The organism is Streptomyces sp. NPDC107562 (assembly GCF_055657325.1).
The window spans coordinates 56,524-72,643 of record NZ_JBVKBE010000001.1; the positions used below are offsets into that span (position 1 = coordinate 56,524).

The 16,120-nt window shown below is 71.1% G+C and carries 15 protein-coding genes; 9 read left to right on the top strand and 6 right to left on the bottom strand.

Annotation, left to right across the window (positions count from 1 at the left end; all coding sequences use genetic code 11):
* Positions 1 to 11 precede the first annotated feature (11 nt).
* On the top strand, positions 12 to 827 hold the full coding sequence (locus ACZ7LV_RS00250) for an alpha/beta fold hydrolase (RefSeq protein WP_471934550.1): 816 nt from the start codon (positions 12 to 14) through the stop codon (positions 825 to 827).
* On the opposite strand, the gene ACZ7LV_RS00255 is transcribed toward ACZ7LV_RS00250, so the two are convergent.
* Entirely contained in the window at positions 824 to 2,236 is a 1,413-nt protein-coding gene (locus ACZ7LV_RS00255; protein ID WP_471934551.1) for an amino acid permease, read from the bottom strand. The genes ACZ7LV_RS00250 and ACZ7LV_RS00255 overlap by 4 nt on opposite strands.
* An 86-nt stretch (positions 2,237 to 2,322) precedes the next feature.
* Entirely contained in the window at positions 2,323 to 2,784 is a 462-nt protein-coding gene (locus ACZ7LV_RS00260; protein ID WP_471934552.1) for a universal stress protein, read from the bottom strand.
* Between the two features lie 192 nt (positions 2,785 to 2,976).
* Between ACZ7LV_RS00260 and ACZ7LV_RS00265 the strand changes: the two genes are divergently transcribed.
* Complete coding sequence (locus tag ACZ7LV_RS00265) at positions 2,977 to 3,810, top strand: polysaccharide deacetylase family protein (RefSeq protein ID WP_471934553.1); 834 nt, start codon at positions 2,977 to 2,979, stop codon at positions 3,808 to 3,810.
* Between the two features lie 30 nt (positions 3,811 to 3,840).
* On the opposite strand, the gene ACZ7LV_RS00270 is transcribed toward ACZ7LV_RS00265, so the two are convergent.
* The gene (locus ACZ7LV_RS00270; protein ID WP_471934554.1) at positions 3,841 to 4,503 is read right to left on the bottom strand and encodes a class F sortase; all 663 of its coding nucleotides are present in this window, start codon (positions 4,501 to 4,503) and stop codon (positions 3,841 to 3,843) included.
* 334 nt (positions 4,504 to 4,837) lie between these two features.
* Between ACZ7LV_RS00270 and ACZ7LV_RS00275 the strand changes: the two genes are divergently transcribed.
* Positions 4,838 to 5,323 carry a hypothetical protein gene (locus ACZ7LV_RS00275; RefSeq protein ID WP_471934555.1) on the top strand — a complete coding sequence of 162 codons (486 nt, stop codon included), beginning with the start codon at positions 4,838 to 4,840 and terminating at the stop codon, positions 5,321 to 5,323.
* 393 nt (positions 5,324 to 5,716) lie between these two features.
* Here the strand turns inward: ACZ7LV_RS00275 and ACZ7LV_RS00280 are convergent, their stop codons facing one another.
* Together ACZ7LV_RS00280 and ACZ7LV_RS00285 are read right to left on the bottom strand one after the other, a co-directional pair.
* Positions 5,717 to 6,484, bottom strand: a complete 768-nt coding sequence (locus ACZ7LV_RS00280; RefSeq protein WP_471934556.1) for a bestrophin-like domain — start codon at positions 6,482 to 6,484, stop codon at positions 5,717 to 5,719.
* A 16-nt stretch (positions 6,485 to 6,500) separates the two neighbouring features.
* Entirely contained in the window at positions 6,501 to 6,629 is a 129-nt protein-coding gene (locus ACZ7LV_RS00285) for a hypothetical protein (RefSeq protein ID WP_393108168.1), read from the bottom strand.
* 748 nt (positions 6,630 to 7,377) lie between these two features.
* On the opposite strand from ACZ7LV_RS00285, the gene ACZ7LV_RS00290 reads away from it, so the two are divergent.
* The 3 genes from ACZ7LV_RS00290 to ACZ7LV_RS00300 all read left to right on the top strand — a co-directional run bounded on the left by ACZ7LV_RS00290 (position 7,378) and on the right by ACZ7LV_RS00300 (position 11,569).
* The gene (locus tag ACZ7LV_RS00290) at positions 7,378 to 8,343 is read left to right on the top strand and encodes an SCO0930 family lipoprotein (RefSeq protein WP_471934557.1); all 966 of its coding nucleotides are present in this window, start codon (positions 7,378 to 7,380) and stop codon (positions 8,341 to 8,343) included.
* Between the two features lie 275 nt (positions 8,344 to 8,618).
* The gene (locus tag ACZ7LV_RS00295) at positions 8,619 to 9,431 is read left to right on the top strand and encodes an SAM-dependent methyltransferase (protein WP_401666699.1); all 813 of its coding nucleotides are present in this window, start codon (positions 8,619 to 8,621) and stop codon (positions 9,429 to 9,431) included.
* Positions 9,428 to 11,569, top strand: a complete 2,142-nt coding sequence (locus ACZ7LV_RS00300) for a putative bifunctional diguanylate cyclase/phosphodiesterase (protein WP_471934558.1) — start codon at positions 9,428 to 9,430, stop codon at positions 11,567 to 11,569. The genes ACZ7LV_RS00295 and ACZ7LV_RS00300 overlap by 4 nt, the downstream gene beginning before the upstream one ends.
* Before the next feature lie 99 nt (positions 11,570 to 11,668).
* Here ACZ7LV_RS00300 and ACZ7LV_RS00305 read toward each other — a convergent pair whose 3' ends face one another.
* Positions 11,669 to 12,553 carry a LysR family transcriptional regulator gene (locus ACZ7LV_RS00305; protein ID WP_471934559.1) on the bottom strand — a complete coding sequence of 295 codons (885 nt, stop codon included), beginning with the start codon at positions 12,551 to 12,553 and terminating at the stop codon, positions 11,669 to 11,671.
* Positions 12,554 to 12,672: 119 nt separating this feature from the next.
* Here ACZ7LV_RS00305 and ACZ7LV_RS00310 point away from each other — a divergent pair, with 119 nt between their 5' ends.
* The 3 genes from ACZ7LV_RS00310 to ACZ7LV_RS00320 are packed head-to-tail and all read left to right on the top strand — an operon-like array spanning position 12,673 to position 16,038.
* Positions 12,673 to 13,344: a succinate dehydrogenase gene (locus ACZ7LV_RS00310; RefSeq protein WP_471936020.1), complete on the top strand. Its 672-nt coding sequence runs from the start codon at positions 12,673 to 12,675 to the stop codon at positions 13,342 to 13,344.
* 1 nt (position 13,345) lies between these two features.
* Positions 13,346 to 15,292 carry a fumarate reductase/succinate dehydrogenase flavoprotein subunit gene (locus ACZ7LV_RS00315; RefSeq protein WP_471934560.1) on the top strand — a complete coding sequence of 649 codons (1,947 nt, stop codon included), beginning with the start codon at positions 13,346 to 13,348 and terminating at the stop codon, positions 15,290 to 15,292.
* Positions 15,289 to 16,038, top strand: coding sequence for a succinate dehydrogenase/fumarate reductase iron-sulfur subunit (locus ACZ7LV_RS00320; RefSeq protein WP_471934561.1), 750 nt, complete (start codon positions 15,289 to 15,291; stop codon positions 16,036 to 16,038). Before ACZ7LV_RS00315 ends, ACZ7LV_RS00320 begins: the two co-directional genes overlap by 4 nt.
* The last annotated feature ends 82 nt before the right edge of the window (positions 16,039 to 16,120 follow it).

Here is a 16,120-nt window from a genome sequence, read left to right on the forward strand (position 1 = left end):
CCTTGGTTGTCATGAATGCTGCTTCGGGTCTTCGTTCCTTCCCGTCCGCGGACGGCGAACTCGCCTATCTCGACACCGGATCCGGCGACCCGGTGGTCCTGCTCCACTCCGGGTTCGTCGACCACCGCGTCTGGGCCGGCCAGATCCCCGCCCTCACTCCCGGCTACCGCGTGATCGCCCCCGACGTCCGCGGCCACGGCTCCTCCGCCAACGCCACCCGCCCGTTCCGCTGGGCCGACGACCTCGCCGCGCTGCTGCGCCATCTCGACACCGGGCCGGCGGTCCTCGTCGGTCTGTCGATGGGCGGGGTGATCGCCACCGACACCCTGGCGGAGCACCCGGAGCTGGTGCGCGCGGTGGTCACCAGCGGCGCCGTCACGGGCGACGTGCGCTACACGGATCCCTGGCACGTGGAGGTACAGGCCGAGCACGCCCGCGCCCTGGGCGCCGGGGACATCGACGCGTGGCTGGGCGCCTTCCTCAGGGTCGTCGCCGGACCGCACCGCACCCTCGCCGACATCGATCCGGAGATCCTCGGCGGGCTGCGCGAGATGGCCCTCGCCACGCTCTCCAAGCACACGCCCGACGAGAAGGACTGGCACGTACCGGTCACCGGCACCTGGGACCGGGTGGTGAAGAGCGGCGTCCCGGTACTCGCCGTCAACGGCGCGTTCGAACCCGCCGAACTGCTCGCCGCCGCCGAGCGGCTGGCCGGCGCGGTCGCGGACGGCCGCTCATTGACGGTCGACGGCACCGGCCACTACCCCAACCTGGAGAAGCCGGAGGTCTTCAACGCGGCCCTGCTGGACTTCCTCCGCGGTCTCTAACGGCCGGCGAGCTTCGAGTTCCGATAGGAGTAGGCGAAGTAGATCACCAGGCCCAGCGCGAACCACACAGCGAACCGCACCCAGGTCTGCCAGCGCAGGAACGTGATCAGCCAGAGCGAGAACAGCACGCCCACGGCCGGCACGAACGGCATCCACGGCGTACGGAAGGTGCGCGGCAGGTCCGGCTGCCGGTAGCGCAGCACGATCACCGCGATGCACACCACGACGAAGGCCAGCAGGATCCCGATGTTGGTCAGTTCGGCCGCCTCGCCGATCGGCAGGAACCCGGCGATGGCGGCCGACGCGATCCCCGCGATCCAGGTCACCCGCGTCGGCACATGGCGGGTCGCGCTGGTCTTCGCGAACCAGCGGGGCAGCAGTCCGTCCCGGGACATCGAGAACCAGACCCGGGTGACGCCGAGCATGAAGGTGAACATCACGGTGAGGATGCCGATGATCGCGCCCACCGCGATCACGTTCGCCAGCGAATCCAGACCCACCGACTCGAAGGCCGAGGAGAAGCCGCTCTCCGGGTCGATCTCCGTGTAGTTCTGCATGCCCGTGAGCACCAGACACGCGGCCACGTACAGCACCATGGAGATCGCCAGCGAGTAGATGATCGCCTTCGGCATGTGCCGCTGCGCGTCCTTCGACTCCTCGGCCGCCGTGGACATCGCGTCGTAGCCGAAGACCGCGAAGAACACGGTGGCCGCGCCGGTGAACGCGCCGCTGACGCCGTACGGGAAGAACGGGTTGTAGTTCGCGGTGTCGATGTGGAAGACACCGACGCCGATCACCAGCAGCACCACCAGCACCTTCAGCACCACGACGACCATCTCGAACCGGGCCGCGTTGCGGATGCCGAGCGTCAGCAGATAGGCGATGAACAGGCAGAGCACCGCCGCGAAGAGGTCGACCCGGTGCCCCTCACCGGTGCCGGGCGCGCCCAGCATCCAGCTCGGCAGATCGGCGCCCAACTGGTTGATCAGAAAGCTGAAGTAGCCCGAGATGCCGATCGCGACCACCGCCACGATCGCCGTGTACTCCAGCAGCAGATCCCAGCCGATGAACCAGCCCACCAGCTCACCGAGGACTGCGTAGCCGTACGTGTAGGCGGAACCCGCCTTCGGGATCAGGCCCGCGAACTCGGCGTAGGACAGCGCGGCGGCCGCGCTCGCCACACCCGCGATGAGGAAGGACACCAGCACCGCGGGACCGGCCGTGCCGTTGGCCACCGCGCCGGCCAGCGTGAAGATGCCGGCGCCGATGATGCCGCCGACGCCGATCGCGGTCAGCTGCCACAACCCGAGCGACCGGTCGAGCCTCGTGCCTTCGGCGACTTCCGTCTCTTCGATGTGCTCGATGGGTTTGCGGCGGAGAATCCCCTCGCCCATTCGGAGCCGGGCCATGCGCCTCACCTCTTCGCGATCGCCAAACGGCTGACGGCGGATCATGATGGCTCAGTCGCGTACCCGAGGGAAGGCGCCACGCACCGCTACGGCACGACTGTCACCGGCCAGCGTCCGGCCTTCACCAGCCGGATCGCCACCGAGCCGATGATCCGGTGCCCGGCCTGCTCCGAGGCGCCCACCACCACGGCGTCCGCCTTCAGCTCGTCGGCAGCCTTCACCAGTCCGTTGTAGGGGTCACCGCGGAAGGTGTGGAACTCCCAGCGCAGATCGAATATCCCCTTGACCCGGTCCGTGGCGTCCCGGATCTGCGCCACCAGGTCCTCGGCGATCTCGTCGGTGGTCACGGCGACCGGGGCCCCGAGCGCCGCGCCCGCCGCCAGCACCGGCTGCACGTACACGAGCGCCAGCAGCGCCTTCTGCCGCCTGGCCAGTCCACCGGCGTAGGCGGCGGCCCGCAACGAGGAGTCGGAGCCGTCCACCCCGACCACGATGACCTTGGGCCCGTCCGTGCCGCGCTCGAACTGGTGCGCATGCTGTTCCGTCACGGCCCGAGGCTATCGGAAGCCCCGCCTCCGCAGGCCGGGAGCCCGCGCATCCGCGAGCGCTGCCGTACCCGCGGGTCCGTCGTCGGCGGCGCCGGACGCGACAGGGCCCCCGACTCGTCCGCCCGGGTGCTTTCCTGCCGCCGCGCCGGTGTCGCTGAGGTGGGTCGGGGCGCGCCGGGCGACTGATGAGTCATGAAGAAGGATCAGTTGCTCACCCGTCGACGGGCGTTGGCCGCCGGCCTCGGGGCCCTGGGCGCCGCAGGGGCCGCCGGTCTGCTGCGGGCGGGATCGGGTGGCGAGACCGGCCCGTCAGCCGCTCCCGCCCCGGGACCCCCGGCACGGCGCCCGCTCAAGCCGTCCACCTACCGCCTCCAGCCCCTGGCCGGTCAGGGCCCGCCGGCCGCCGCCGACCGCCTCCGGGTCCGCCGTGAACCCCTGCTGCGCATGAGCGGGATCGGCCGCACCATGGTGCTGACCTTCGACGACGGCCCCGACCCGCACTACACCCCGGACATCCTGCGCACCCTGCGCGAGTACGACGTGCGCGCGACGTTCTTCGTGTGCGGCGAGATGGCGGCCGAGAACCGCGACCTGCTCGCCCGGATGGCCGACGACGGCCACGTGGTCGGCAACCACACCTGGTCCCACCCCCTGCTCACCACGCTCAGCCGGGCCCGCATCCGCTCCGAGATGGAACGCACCAGCGAGATCGTCGAGAAGGCGTACGGCGAGCGGCCACGGTGGTTCCGCGCCCCCTACGGCGCCTGGAACCGCGCCGCCTTCCAACTCGGCGCCGAACTCGGCATGGAGCCCCTCGCCTGGACCGTGGACACCCTCGACTGGACCGAGCCCGGCACCCGCACCATCGTCGACCGGGTGGAGGGCGGCGCGGGTCCCGGCGTCGTGGTCCTCGCGCACGACGCCGGGGGCGACCGCTCGCAGAGCGTGCGGGCACTGCGCGACTATCTGCCGCACCTGCTGGACGCCGGGTACCACCTCACCGTGCCGCGCCGGTACCAGGTGTGAGCGGCCCCCGCCCGCCCGGTCGGAGCGCGCTCAGCGCACCTCGACCAGGCGGGCGAAGGCGACGACGTTCCCGTCGTAGCCGTTCTGCTTCGAGAAACCGCCACCGCAGGTGATGACCCGCAGTTCCGGGACGCCCTTGGAGCCGTAGACGCGGTCGCCGGGGAAGTTGTTCTTCGCGAACACCTCGACGCCGTACACCTCGAACACGGCCCTCTTCTTGTCCTGCCGCACGACCTCGACCCGGTTGCCGCGCTTCAGCGCGCCGAGGCCGTAGAACACGGCTGGCCCCGACTGGTTGTCGACATGGCCGACCACGACCGCGGTGCCCTTCTCGCCGGGCGAGACGGCGCCGGTGAACCAGCCCGCCAGATTGGGGTCCTCGGGAGGCGGCGCGTCCACCCAGCCCTGCGAGTCCAGGCCGACCGGCATCACGGGCGCGTCGACCTGGATCGCCGGAATCCGGATCCAGTCGGGCAGGGAGTACGACAGCGCCTGCGCGGAGTTCGCCACGGGTGCCGGGGTGGCGCGGGTGTCCGCCGCGGCCGCCGACGCGGGCTGCGGCGGACCCACGTCGAACTCTCCCGAGCCGTTCCGGATGAGCGCGAGGCCGGTCAGCAGAACAAGCGCTATCACGCCCCAAGGCGCACGCTTCCTCTGCCGCTCCTCCTCTTCCGCCAGCTCGGAAAGGAACATGGTGTCATCCCCTCTCGACATGGCCGTCACCACGTCAATTCAGCGCATGGGAGCACGCTAGGACCCCGACGGGAAACCGGCGACGGGAGAAGGGCGAACGGGTGTACCGGTCACGCCCGGTGCGCCATCCGAGTTGCCGCGCACAGGATTTTTCCCATGGTCCGTGACCTGCGGCAATATCTGATTGTGCGCTTATCTCGCGGCGTGTTGTTTCACCAGGACGGCCCATTCCCGAAATGCGAATCTGCGCAAGGCATCTGAGGGTTTTGCTGGGAGACGCTGTCTCGCCGATTTACCGGGAACGGGTCCCGGGGCGTCTTCCGCGGAGGATGACATGCGTAACTCTCGTGCCCTGGCGGTCTCCGCCGTGGCCGCCGCACTGCTCGGGGTCCCGGCCCCGGTGGCGGTCGCGGGGGATTTCCCGGCCAACATCGTGTCCCTGCCCAGCGTCATCGCCCGCGGGGGCCAGATGACGGTCACCGTGGACAGCTGCCCGCGCGGCGGCGCCATGTACTCCGATGCCTTCGGAACGACCACCCTGTCGCCGGTGGGCGGCTCCGGCCGCGCGTCGAGGGGCTCCGCGACGATCTACCGCGACGCCCGGCCCGGCACCTACGACATCGCCGTCCAGTGCTCGGGACGCCGGCTGAACCGTCCGAACGCCTTCACGGTCATCGGCGGTGTCCGTGGCGGTCTCGGCGGCAGCAGCACCACCGGGGCGACGCCGACCGACGTGGCCATCGGCGGCGGGCTGGTCGCCTCGGCCGTCATCGGCGGCGGTGTCTTCTGGATGCGCCGCCGCTCCGAGACCCACGCCTGACGCGCCGCCCCGCGTCGGGACACCTGATCGCACGTACGACGTCGGCCCCGGACCACGGTCGGTCCCGGGGCCGACGTCATGTCCGTACGAAGTGCCGTGGTCGCCGGCGGCCGGTGCGCCCGGTCGCGGCCGCCGGCGCGCGCCGCCCCCTGTATCGCCGCCATGAGCGTCCTCCGGTCCCGAGGAGCAGCCGCGGACCGATCCGCTCGCATGAGGAATGCGCCTCGATGACTGAAACGCTAGGAAGAGGCGCGCGTGTCCGCGATCGCAGTGGTGCGAACGGGGCACGGACGTGGGCCACCCGAGGGACGCGGATGCGGCGGCCGGGGGACGGCGGCGGCGTGCCGGACGCCCCCCGGCGGCCCGCGGTGTCCGGGCGCGGTCCCGTCCCCGTCAGCCGCCCCTGGCGTCCGGGAACAGATCCAGGAAGGGCTGGTACGAGGCCGCGACACCCCGGCTGTAGGGCGAGTCGAAGTCCCAGATCAGGAAGAGCAGGAAGGCGATCAGCGCGGAGAACAGCACGGCGAGTACCAACTCGCGCGGAGTGCGCCGGATCTGCAGGGCGAAGATCATCCCGATGGTGATCACGGCCCCCCCGACGAGCCCGAACCACACGACGCCCGGCATGGTCGGCTCGGTCGAGTCGGCACGTGCGTGGCGGGCCCGGTCCGCCTCCGCCACCTGGTCGACCAGGGGCTGGTAGGCCTGCGCCTCGAAGTCGTTCTCCGGCTCGTAGTCCGTGACGGTGGCGCGCACCTGGTCGAGCAGTTCGGTGCCGCGCGCGGTGACCTTGCCCTCATCGGTCATCGCCTTCCACTCGGTGGTGACGACGTGTCCGACATAGGCGTTGACATCCGCCCGAATACGGTCACGGGCGTCCGCCGGGTACACCCGCACGCGTTCCGTGATCTCGTGCAGCGCCTGCGCCTCCGCGCGGACGTGGTCCTGGGCGACGCTGCGTGCCTCCCACACGCCCGCGATGGCCAGACCGAGCACGATGGCGTAGACCACGCCGATCCACATCGTCATGTACTCGATGACGTCCGGCGTCTCGGAGGGATCCTCGTCCTCGGACGCCGCACGGTTGCGCAGCAGGACGATGAGGACCACCAGGGCACAGGCGGCCAGGATCGCGAGGGTGAGAACAAGCCATTCCGGCAACGAAAGCCTCCAGGGATCAGCGCGGACGCAGGGCGGCGACGGCGAGCAGCGCCGGCACGGTGATGAGCAGGACGTAGGTGACCGGGGACTGGCCGCCCCGGGTCTGCCGGTTGCGCGGCGGGGTGCGGTAGCGCGGATAGCTCACCGGCGTCACGGTCGGACGCGGCGTGGGCTTGGCCGACGGGGTCGGCGACGGCTCGGGGGCGGGCGGCGGCGGTGGTGGTGGCGGCGTCGGCCTGGGGGCCGGAGCCGGCGGGGGCGCGGGAGCCGGTGGCGGCGGCGGTGCCGGCCGCGGCGGCGGCTCGGGACGCGGGGTGGGCTTCGGCTTCGGCGGTGGAGTGGGCTTGGGCGGTGGCGGTGGTGGCGGGGTCGGCTCGGGTGGCGGTGTCGGTGTGGGCGTCGGCGTCGGCGTCGGACTGGGGGTGGGTGTGGGGCTGGGACAGGTCGGGGGGACGGGCCATGTCCGGCTCCCCGCCACCGCCACCGCCTCCGTGCCCCCCGGTCCGGTCGACGCGTACGCGCACGCGTCGGCCGCGGTCACGCCGACGGGGGCGCCGACGAGCGCCACGGTCAGAGTGACCAGCACCAACATCCGCGCGCGGACGGGCGATTGGGTCGGTTCGGAACCATGCACGACCGAGATCATGAGGCTTCTCGCGGCCGCACACGCCGGGCGGCCGGGGGATTGCCCCGAACGGGGGAAGTGGGCGCCTCGGGGTTTGATCGGCGCACGGCCGTGTGCCCGGAGGGCCGGACGCGCATACGAGCGGCGGCCGGCTCCGCGAAGAAATCTGCGATCCGGTTGAACACAACCGGCACCCCCGTGCGTACCCATTGCCGTGCGGCGGCACAGCAGGGCGCTGCAATATCCAGGTGATTATGGGGAGTTGACGATGAAGACCTCCTGGCGGAGCGCCTCGCTCGTGGTGAGCGCCGTGGCCGTACTGGCGCTGACGACGGCGTGCGGTCAGGAAAGTGGCCCCCAGTCGGCCAGCCAGAACGTGGGAGTCACGGCCCCTGCCGGCGGATACGGTGGCACGGGACTCGACACCGGCGCCGGTACGGGCGTCGGTGCCGCCGCGGGCGAGCAGAACGCGGGCGCCCAGGCCGCCCCCGCGGGCAAGTTGTCGGTCGCCGCCAACGCGGAGTTCGGTCAGGTGCTCTCCGACAGCGCCGGACGTACCCTCTACCGCTTCGACCAGGACACCGCGGAACCGCCGAAGACCAACTGCGAGGGCGACTGCGCTACCGCCTGGCCGCCCGTCCCCGCAGGTGACGCCACCGCCGGCGAGGGTGTGGACGAGGCACTGCTCGGCGAGGTCACCCGCCCCGACGGCACCAAGCAGCTGACCGTGGGCGGCTGGCCGGCGTACCGCTATGCGAAGGACGTCAACCCGGGCGACATCAAGGGCCAGGGCGTGGGCGGCACCTGGTACGCGCTGGCCCCCGACGGCAAGAAGGCCACGTCGGCCGACCTGCCCGGACTGTCCACCCGCAAGGACCCGAAGCTCGGCGAGATCGTCGTCGACAAGAACGGCCACACGGTCTACCGCTTCATGAAGGACTCCCAGTGGCCGATGAAGACCGCGTGCACCGGGGAGTGCCTGACGAAGTGGCCGGTCGTCGCGCCGGTCGACGCGAAGGACACCAAGGGCATCGACCTCCAGGGCTCCACCGCCAACCGGGGCTACGTCGTCTTCGACCGGCCCGACGGCATCAAGCAGCAGACCATCGACTGCGTGCCGATCTACACCTTCGCCGGGGACAAGAAGCCCGGTGACACCAACGGCCAGGGCGTGGGCGGCACGTGGTTCGCCGTGAAGCCCGACGGCAAGCCGGTCGGCGCCCCCGCCCAGTAGCAGAGGCCCCCCACCCCCCCCGGGTCCGGCCCGGCGTTCGACCGAGCGGTCCGCATCCCGCACTCCCCGCGGGACGCGGACCGTTTTGCCGTGATTCACCGCGAGTCTTCGGGAGTCTTCAGGATTCGTGAGCCTTCGCCGGGAGGGGTCGATTCGGCACGTGCCGCAGGCAGTGACCGGGAACGGACGGTCAATTTCCGTTTCGGGTCGCTCCTTTGGCGGGCGATCAGTAGCCTCTGCTCGAACACCGGATCGCCTACGCCTTGGAGAGATAGATGGAGCGTCCCGCCTGGGCCCCCCGGAGCATCGACATCTCGGTGCCCAGTGTCGCGCGGATCTACGACTACTACCTGGGCGGTTCGCACAACTTCGAGGTCGACCGGGAAGCGGCCCGCCGGGCCATGGAGTTCCTGCCGGGACTGCCGAAGATCATGCAGGCGAACCGGGCGTTCATGCGCCGCGCGGTGCGGCACGCGGCCGCCGAGGGCATCACCCAGTTCCTGGACATCGGCTCCGGCATCCCGACCTACGGAAACGTCCACGAGGTGGCCCAGGAGGCCAGCCCCGGCGCGCGCGTGGTCTACGTCGACCACGACCCCGTCGCCGTCGCGCACAGCCAGGCCGTTCTCGAAGGCAACGACGACGCCGGCGTGGTGGCGGCGGACCTGCGCAAGCCCCACGACATCCTGTCCAGCCCGCAGGTGGAGCAACTGATCGACCTGAAGCGGCCGGTGGCGCTGCTGCTCGTTGCCATACTGCACTTCGTGGAGGACGCGGACGACCCGTACGGGGTGGTCGCTCAACTGGGCGACGCACTCGCGCCCGGCAGCATGCTCGTGCTCACGCATGCCTCGTACGAGGGAATCCCGCTGGCACCCGAGCGGGCGGGTGGCGCGGTGGACGTATACAAGGACCTTCGCAACCCGCTGATCATGCGCTCGCGCGAGGAGATCGCGCGGTTCTTCGAGGGGTACGACATGGTGGAACCGGGACTGGTGCCGATGCCCGTCTGGCGGCCCGAGACCGCGCCGGAGGACGAGGATCCCTATGCCTTCTCCGGTTTCGCGGGCGTGGGGCGTACGGCGTGAGCGCGGAGCCGGACGGGCCGGAGGACAGACTCCGCAGGTTCGCGACGATCTGGAGCCGGGCGGTCTACCCGGCCACCTCGACGTCGCTGACCCGGTCCGAGTTCGAGGAACAACTGCTGCCGCTGGCCCGGAGACTGAGCGCGGCCCTGCGCGCCCGGGCCTTCGACGCCGCCGAGGGCCGCGCGGTCGGCGCCGCCCTGGTCGGCACGCACTGCACCGACCCCGAGGCGCTCAGCCACGCCCTGGACTGCGTCGACGCCTACCTGGTGCTCTACTGCGGCGAGGACGGCTCCCAGGAGGACCTGCGGGCCCGCTCCTCCCGTCTGCAGCACGCCATGGCCGCCGGGTTCGCCCAGTCGCTGCGCGAACGCACCCTCGCGGAGCAGGAGTCCATCGCGCAGGCCGCGCTGCGCGCCCAGGGCGTCGTCGCGCAGGCGCTGCACGCCAGCGAGGCCCGCTTCCGGGCGGTCTTCGAGGGCGCGGCCATAGGCATCAGCATCGCCGACCTCGACGGCAACGTCCTGGAGGTCAACGGCGCGATGCTGCGCATGTTCGGTGGCTCCGAACACACCCTTCGCGGGCGCAACGTCCGCGAGTGGACCCACGCCGACGACGCCCCCCAGGTCTGGCGGCTCTACGAGGAACTGGTGCGCGGCGAACGCGAGCACTACCACGTGGAGAAGGCCTTCTACCGGCCCGACGGCACGGTCCTGTGGACCAACCTCACCGTCTCCCTGCTGCGCGACCCCGACGGCAACCCGCAGTACCAGCTCGCGCTGATGGAGGACACCACCGAGCGGCGGCTGCTGAACCTCCGGCTGCGCTACGAGGCCACCCACGACGCGCTGACCGGACTGCCCAACCGCACCCTGTTCTTCGAACGCCTGGAGAAGGTCCTCGGCGCGGGCGAGGGGCAGCGCTTCGGCCTGTGCTACCTCGACCTCGACGGCTTCAAGACCATCAACGACAGCCTCGGCCACGCGGCCGGCGACCGGCTGCTGGTCGAGGTCGCCGACCGGCTGCAGGCCTGCGCCACCGCACCCGGCGAGATGGTCGCGAGGCTCGGCGGGGACGAGTTCGTGGCGCTCACCACCGGGCCCGACACCCAGCGCGAGGTCGACGAACTCGCCGCCCGGATCATGAACGCCCTGGTCGCCCCGATCACCGTCGACGGCCGTCAGCTGACCGTGCGCGGCAGCATCGGCGTCGTCGAGGGCGCGGCGGGGGAGCGCAGCGCGGCCGAGGTGCTGCGCAGCGCCGACATCACCATGTACCGGGCCAAGTCGGCCGGCGGCAACCGCTTCGAGGTCGCCGACGCCGAGGCCGACGCCCGCGCGATCACCCGCAACGGTCTGACCACCGCGCTGCCGACGGCGCTGGAGCGCGGCGAGTTCTTCATCGAGTACCAGCCCCTCGTCCACCTCGGCGACGGCAGCGTGCGCGGCGCCGAGGCCCTGGTCCGCTGGCTGCATCCGCAGCACGGGGTGCTCGGCCCCGACCGGTTCATCCCGCTCGCCGAGCACACCGGGCTGATCGTCCCCCTCGGCCGCTGGGTCCTGGAGCAGTCCGTGCGCCAGGCCCGCGACTGGCGGGAGCGCTACGCGGGCACCCCGTCCGCGCCGCTGCGCATCAACGTCAACCTCTCGCCGTGCCAGCTGACCCACCCCGGCCTCGTCCAGGACACCGTGGAGATCCTGGAGGCGGCGGGTGTCGCGCCCGACGCCCTGTGCCTGGAGGTCACCGAGTCCGCCCTGATCGGCGCCGACGACGATCTGCTCAAGCCGCTGCGCCGACTGGCCGAGATGGGCGTCGACATCGCCCTGGACGACTTCGGCACGGGCTACTCCAACCTCGCCAACCTGCGGCGTCTCCCGGTGAGCATCCTCAAGCTGGACCGCTCCTTCACCCAGAGCATGCAGCAGTTCCCCGCCGACCCCGTCGACCTCAAGATCGTCGAAGGGATCGTCTCCCTCGCCCACAGCCTGGACCTCGCGGTCACGGTCGAGGGCGTGGAGACCGGCGCCCAGGCCGAGCAGCTGCGCATACTCGGCTGCGACACGGCCCAGGGCTGGTACTACGCCCGCCCCGGCCCCCCGGAACGCCTCCACGACCTGGCACTGGCCGACGCCACCACCTGACCATCCCCTCGACGACACCCGGTGCCAAGACGCCCTCAGGGGCGCGGGGAACTGCGCGACCAGCCCCCACGCCCCGCCCAGCCCTGCGCGCCGCGGCGCTCACCGCTCCAGCAACATCCGCTGCAACTCCCGCGCCGCCCGAGGCGGAGCCACATCACTGCGGTGCGCCAGCGCGATCGTCCGGTACAGCCCCGGCCGCCCGAGCGGCGTCACCCGCAGACCACGCCCCGACCGCGCGGCGACCATGCGGGGCACGACGGCCACCCCCAGCCCCGCCCGCACGAACCCCAGCACGGCGTCCATCTCCCCGCCCTCCACCGCGAAGTCCGGCTCGAACCCGGCGGAGCGGCACGCCGCGACGGTCAGCTCCCGCAGGTCGTACCCGTGCCGGAACATCACGAGCCGCTCGCCCTCCAGGTCGGCGATCTGCACCGTCCGCCGCCCCCCGCCCGGCGCGGACGCCTCCGGCGAGGACACCACCACCAGGTCCTCCCGCAACAGCTCCACCGTCGTCAGCGCCGGTGACGGCGTCGGCAGCGGCAGGACGACGAGGGCGAGATCCAGCGCACCGCGGGCGAGATGCCGTACGAGATCGTGCGAGCCGCTCTCCTCGATCAGCAGCTGGATCCCCGGATAGCGGTCGTGGAAGGCCCGCAGCACGTCCGGCAGCAGGCCCGTGCACACGCTCGGCGTGGCCCCCAGCCGCACCCGCCCCCGCCGCAGCTGCACCAGCTCCTGCACCTCGTACCGCGCCGTGTCCGCGTCGGCCAGGATCCGCCGGGCCAGCGGCAGCAGCGCCTCGCCCGCGTCGGTGAGCGTGATGTTGCCCCGCGCCCGCAGGAACAGGTCGGCACCCAGCTCCCGCTCCAGGGCCTTGATCTGCTGCGACAGCGACGGCTGGGCGACATGGACGAGATCCGCGGCCCGGGTGAAGTGCCGGGTCTCGGCCACCGCCACGAAGTACTGGAGCTGCTGGAACTGCATACCGCAAGCATAGGCCCGGGCTATCGATTCAAGCCGGACCATGTCTTGGACTGATCACCCCTGTCGCGCCTACGGTGCGTGACATGGCTCTGGCAACGCGGACGGACCGACGGCCGTCCATGGCGCGCACGATGTGGGACAGCTCCGTCGGCAAGAAGACCGTCATGGCGGTCAGCGGCTTGATCATGCTGCTGTACCTGGTCGTCCACATGATCGGCAACCTGAAGATCTTCTTCGGCCCCGAGGAGATCAACCACTACGCCCACTGGCTGCGCACGGTCGGCGAGCCGTTCATGCACTACGAGTGGACGCTGTGGCTGGTCCGGATCGTCCTCGTCGCCGCGGTCGTCGCCCACGCCGTCTCCGCGTACCAGCTGAGCCGTCGCGACATCAAGGCGCGTCCCAGCAAGTACGTGCACAAGAAGGCGCGCTCCTCCTACGCGACGCGCACGATGCGCTGGGGCGGGATCATCCTCGCCCTGTTCATCGTCTGGCACATCCTCGACCTGACCACCGGCACCGTGCACCCCGGCGGGTACGAGCACCTGCGCCCGTACCAGAACATCGTGGACACCTTCTCCACCTGGTACGGCAACGTGATCTACATCGTGGCCGTGCTCGCCGTCGGCCTGCACGTCCGGCACGGCTTCTGGAGCGCCGCACAGACCCTGGGCGTCGGCAGCCGCACGCGCGACCGCGCGCTGAAGGTGACCGCCGACGTCCTCGCCCTGCTCCTCACGGCCGGATTCCTGGCCGTGCCCGTGGGCGTCATGACCGGATTGGTGAGCTGACATGAGGTACACCGAGTACGTGACCGGTGAGCCGGTCGCCGACACCAAGGCCCCCACCGGGCCGATCCACGAGCGCTGGGACACGCGCCGCTTCGAGGCCAAGCTGGTCAACCCCGCCAACCGGCGCAAGCACACCGTGATCGTCGTCGGCACCGGCCTCGCCGGCGGCTCCGCCGGCGCCACGCTCGCCGAACAGGGTTACCACGTCGTCCAGTTCTGCTACCAGGACTCCCCGCGCCGGGCCCACTCCATCGCCGCGCAGGGCGGCATCAACGCGGCGAAGAACTACCGCAACGACGGCGACTCCGTGCACCGGCTGTTCTACGACACCGTCAAGGGCGGCGACTTCCGGGCCCGCGAGTCCAACGTGCACCGGCTCGCGCAGATCTCCGTCGAGATCATCGACCAGTGCGTGGCGCAGGGCGTGCCGTTCGCGCGGGAGTACGGCGGTCTGCTCGACACCCGCTCCTTCGGCGGAGTGCAGGTCTCGCGGACCTTCTACGCCCGTGGCCAGACGGGCCAGCAGCTGCTGCTCGGCGCCTACCAGGCGCTCAGCCGGCAGATCGCGGCCGGGAACGTCGAGATGCACCCCCGTACCGAGATGCTCGACCTGATCGTCGTCGACGGGCGGGCGCGCGGGATCGTCGCCCGGGACCTGATCACCGGGAAGATCGACACGTACTTCGCGGACGCGGTGGTCCTCGCCAGCGGCGGCTACGGAAACGTCTTCTACCTGTCGACCAACGCGATGAACTCCAACGCCACCGCCGTCTGGCGGGCGCACCGGCGGGGCGCGTACTTCGCCAACCCCTGTTTCACCCAGATCCACCCCACCTGCATCCCGCGTACCGGTGACCACCAGTCGAAGCTGACCCTCATGAGCGAGTCGCTGCGCAACGACGGCCGCATCTGGGTGCCGAAGGCGAAGGGCGACGAGCGGCCCGCGCACCGGATCCCCGAGGACGAGCGCGACTACTACCTGGAGCGGATCTACCCCTCCTTCGGCAACCTCGTCCCCCGCGACATCGCCTCGCGCGCCGCGAAGAACGTCTGCGACGAGGGGCGCGGTGTCGGGCCCGGCGGCCAGGGCGTCTACCTGGACTTCGCGGACGCGATCAAGCGGATGGGCCGCAAGGCGGTCGAGGCCAAGTACGGCAACCTCTTCGACATGTACCAGCGGATCACCGACGAGGATCCGTACGAGGTCCCGATGCGGATCTACCCCGCGGTGCACTACACGATGGGCGGCCTGTGGGTCGACTACGACCTCCAGACGACCGTACCGGGGCTCTTCGCGATCGGTGAGGCGAACTTCTCCGACCACGGCGCGAACCGGCTCGGCGCCTCCGCGCTGATGCAGGGTCTGGCCGACGGCTACTTCGTGCTGCCGGCGACCATCAACGACTACCTGGCGCGCAACCCGCACCAGGACCCGGTCACCGACGAACACCCCGTGGTGCAGGAGGTGCTGGCCGAGACCCAGGACCGCGTCAACCTGCTGCTCGCCGTCGACGGCGACCGCACGCCGGACTCCTTCCACCGCGAGGTGGGCGAGCTGATGTGGGAGTTCTGCGGCATGGCCCGCACCGAGACCGGACTGCGCAAGGCCCTGGAGCGGATCCCGCAGATCCGGGAGGAGTTCTGGCGCCGGATCAAGGTGCCGGGAACCGGCGAGGAGTTCAACCAGTCGCTGGAGAAGGCCAACCGGGTCGTCGACTACCTGGAGCTCGCCGAGCTGATGTGCCTCGACGCGCTGCACCGCTCCGAGTCCTGCGGCGGCCACTTCCGCGAGGAGTCCCAGACCCCCGACGGAGAGGCGGCCCGCCGGGACGAGGAGTACACCTACGCGGCCGCCTGGGAGTTCACCGAGACCGGTGAGTCGCCCGTCCTGCACAAGGAAGACCTGGTCTTCGAGTACGTCCACCCCACCCAGCGGAGCTACGCATGAAGCTCACCCTGCGCGTCTGGCGCCAGCGCAACGCCGACGCCGACGGCGCCATGTCCACGTACGAGGTGGACGGCGTCTCGCCCGACATGTCCTTCCTGGAGATGCTCGACACGCTCAACGAGGACCTCATCCTCAAGGGCGAGGACCCGGTCGCCTTCGACCACGACTGCCGTGAGGGCATCTGCGGCGCCTGCTCGCTCGTCATCAACGGCGACGCGCACGGCCCCGAGCGCACCACCACGTGCCAGTTGCACATGAGGTCCTTCCGGGACGGCGACACGATCGACATCGAGCCGTGGCGGGCCGCCGCCTTCCCGGTGATCAAGGATCTGGTCGTGGACCGGACCGCGTTCGACCGGATCATCCAGGCCGGCGGCTACGTCACCGCGCCGACCGGTTCCGCGCCCGAGGCGCACGCCACGCCCGTGCCGAAGCCGGACGCGGACTTCGCCTTCGAGCACGCGGAGTGCATCGGCTGCGGCGCCTGCGTGGCGGCGTGCCCGAACGGCGCGGCGATGCTGTTCACCTCCGCCAAGATCAATCACCTCAACGTGCTGCCGCAGGGCGCGCCGGAGCGCGAGACGCGGGTGCTGGACATGGTCGCGCAGATGGACGAGGAGGGCTTCGGCGGCTGCACCCTCACCGGCGAGTGCGCCACGGCCTGCCCGAAGGGCATCCCGCTGATGTCCATCACCGGCATGAACAAGGAGTGGCTGCGCGCCACCCGCAAGGCGGCCAGGAAGTAGTGCCGCGCAGGTAGGAGAGACGTTCGCCGACCAGGTGCGGACGGGCGGGACCGGGAGTGGTGCTCATCCCCGGTCCCGTCTC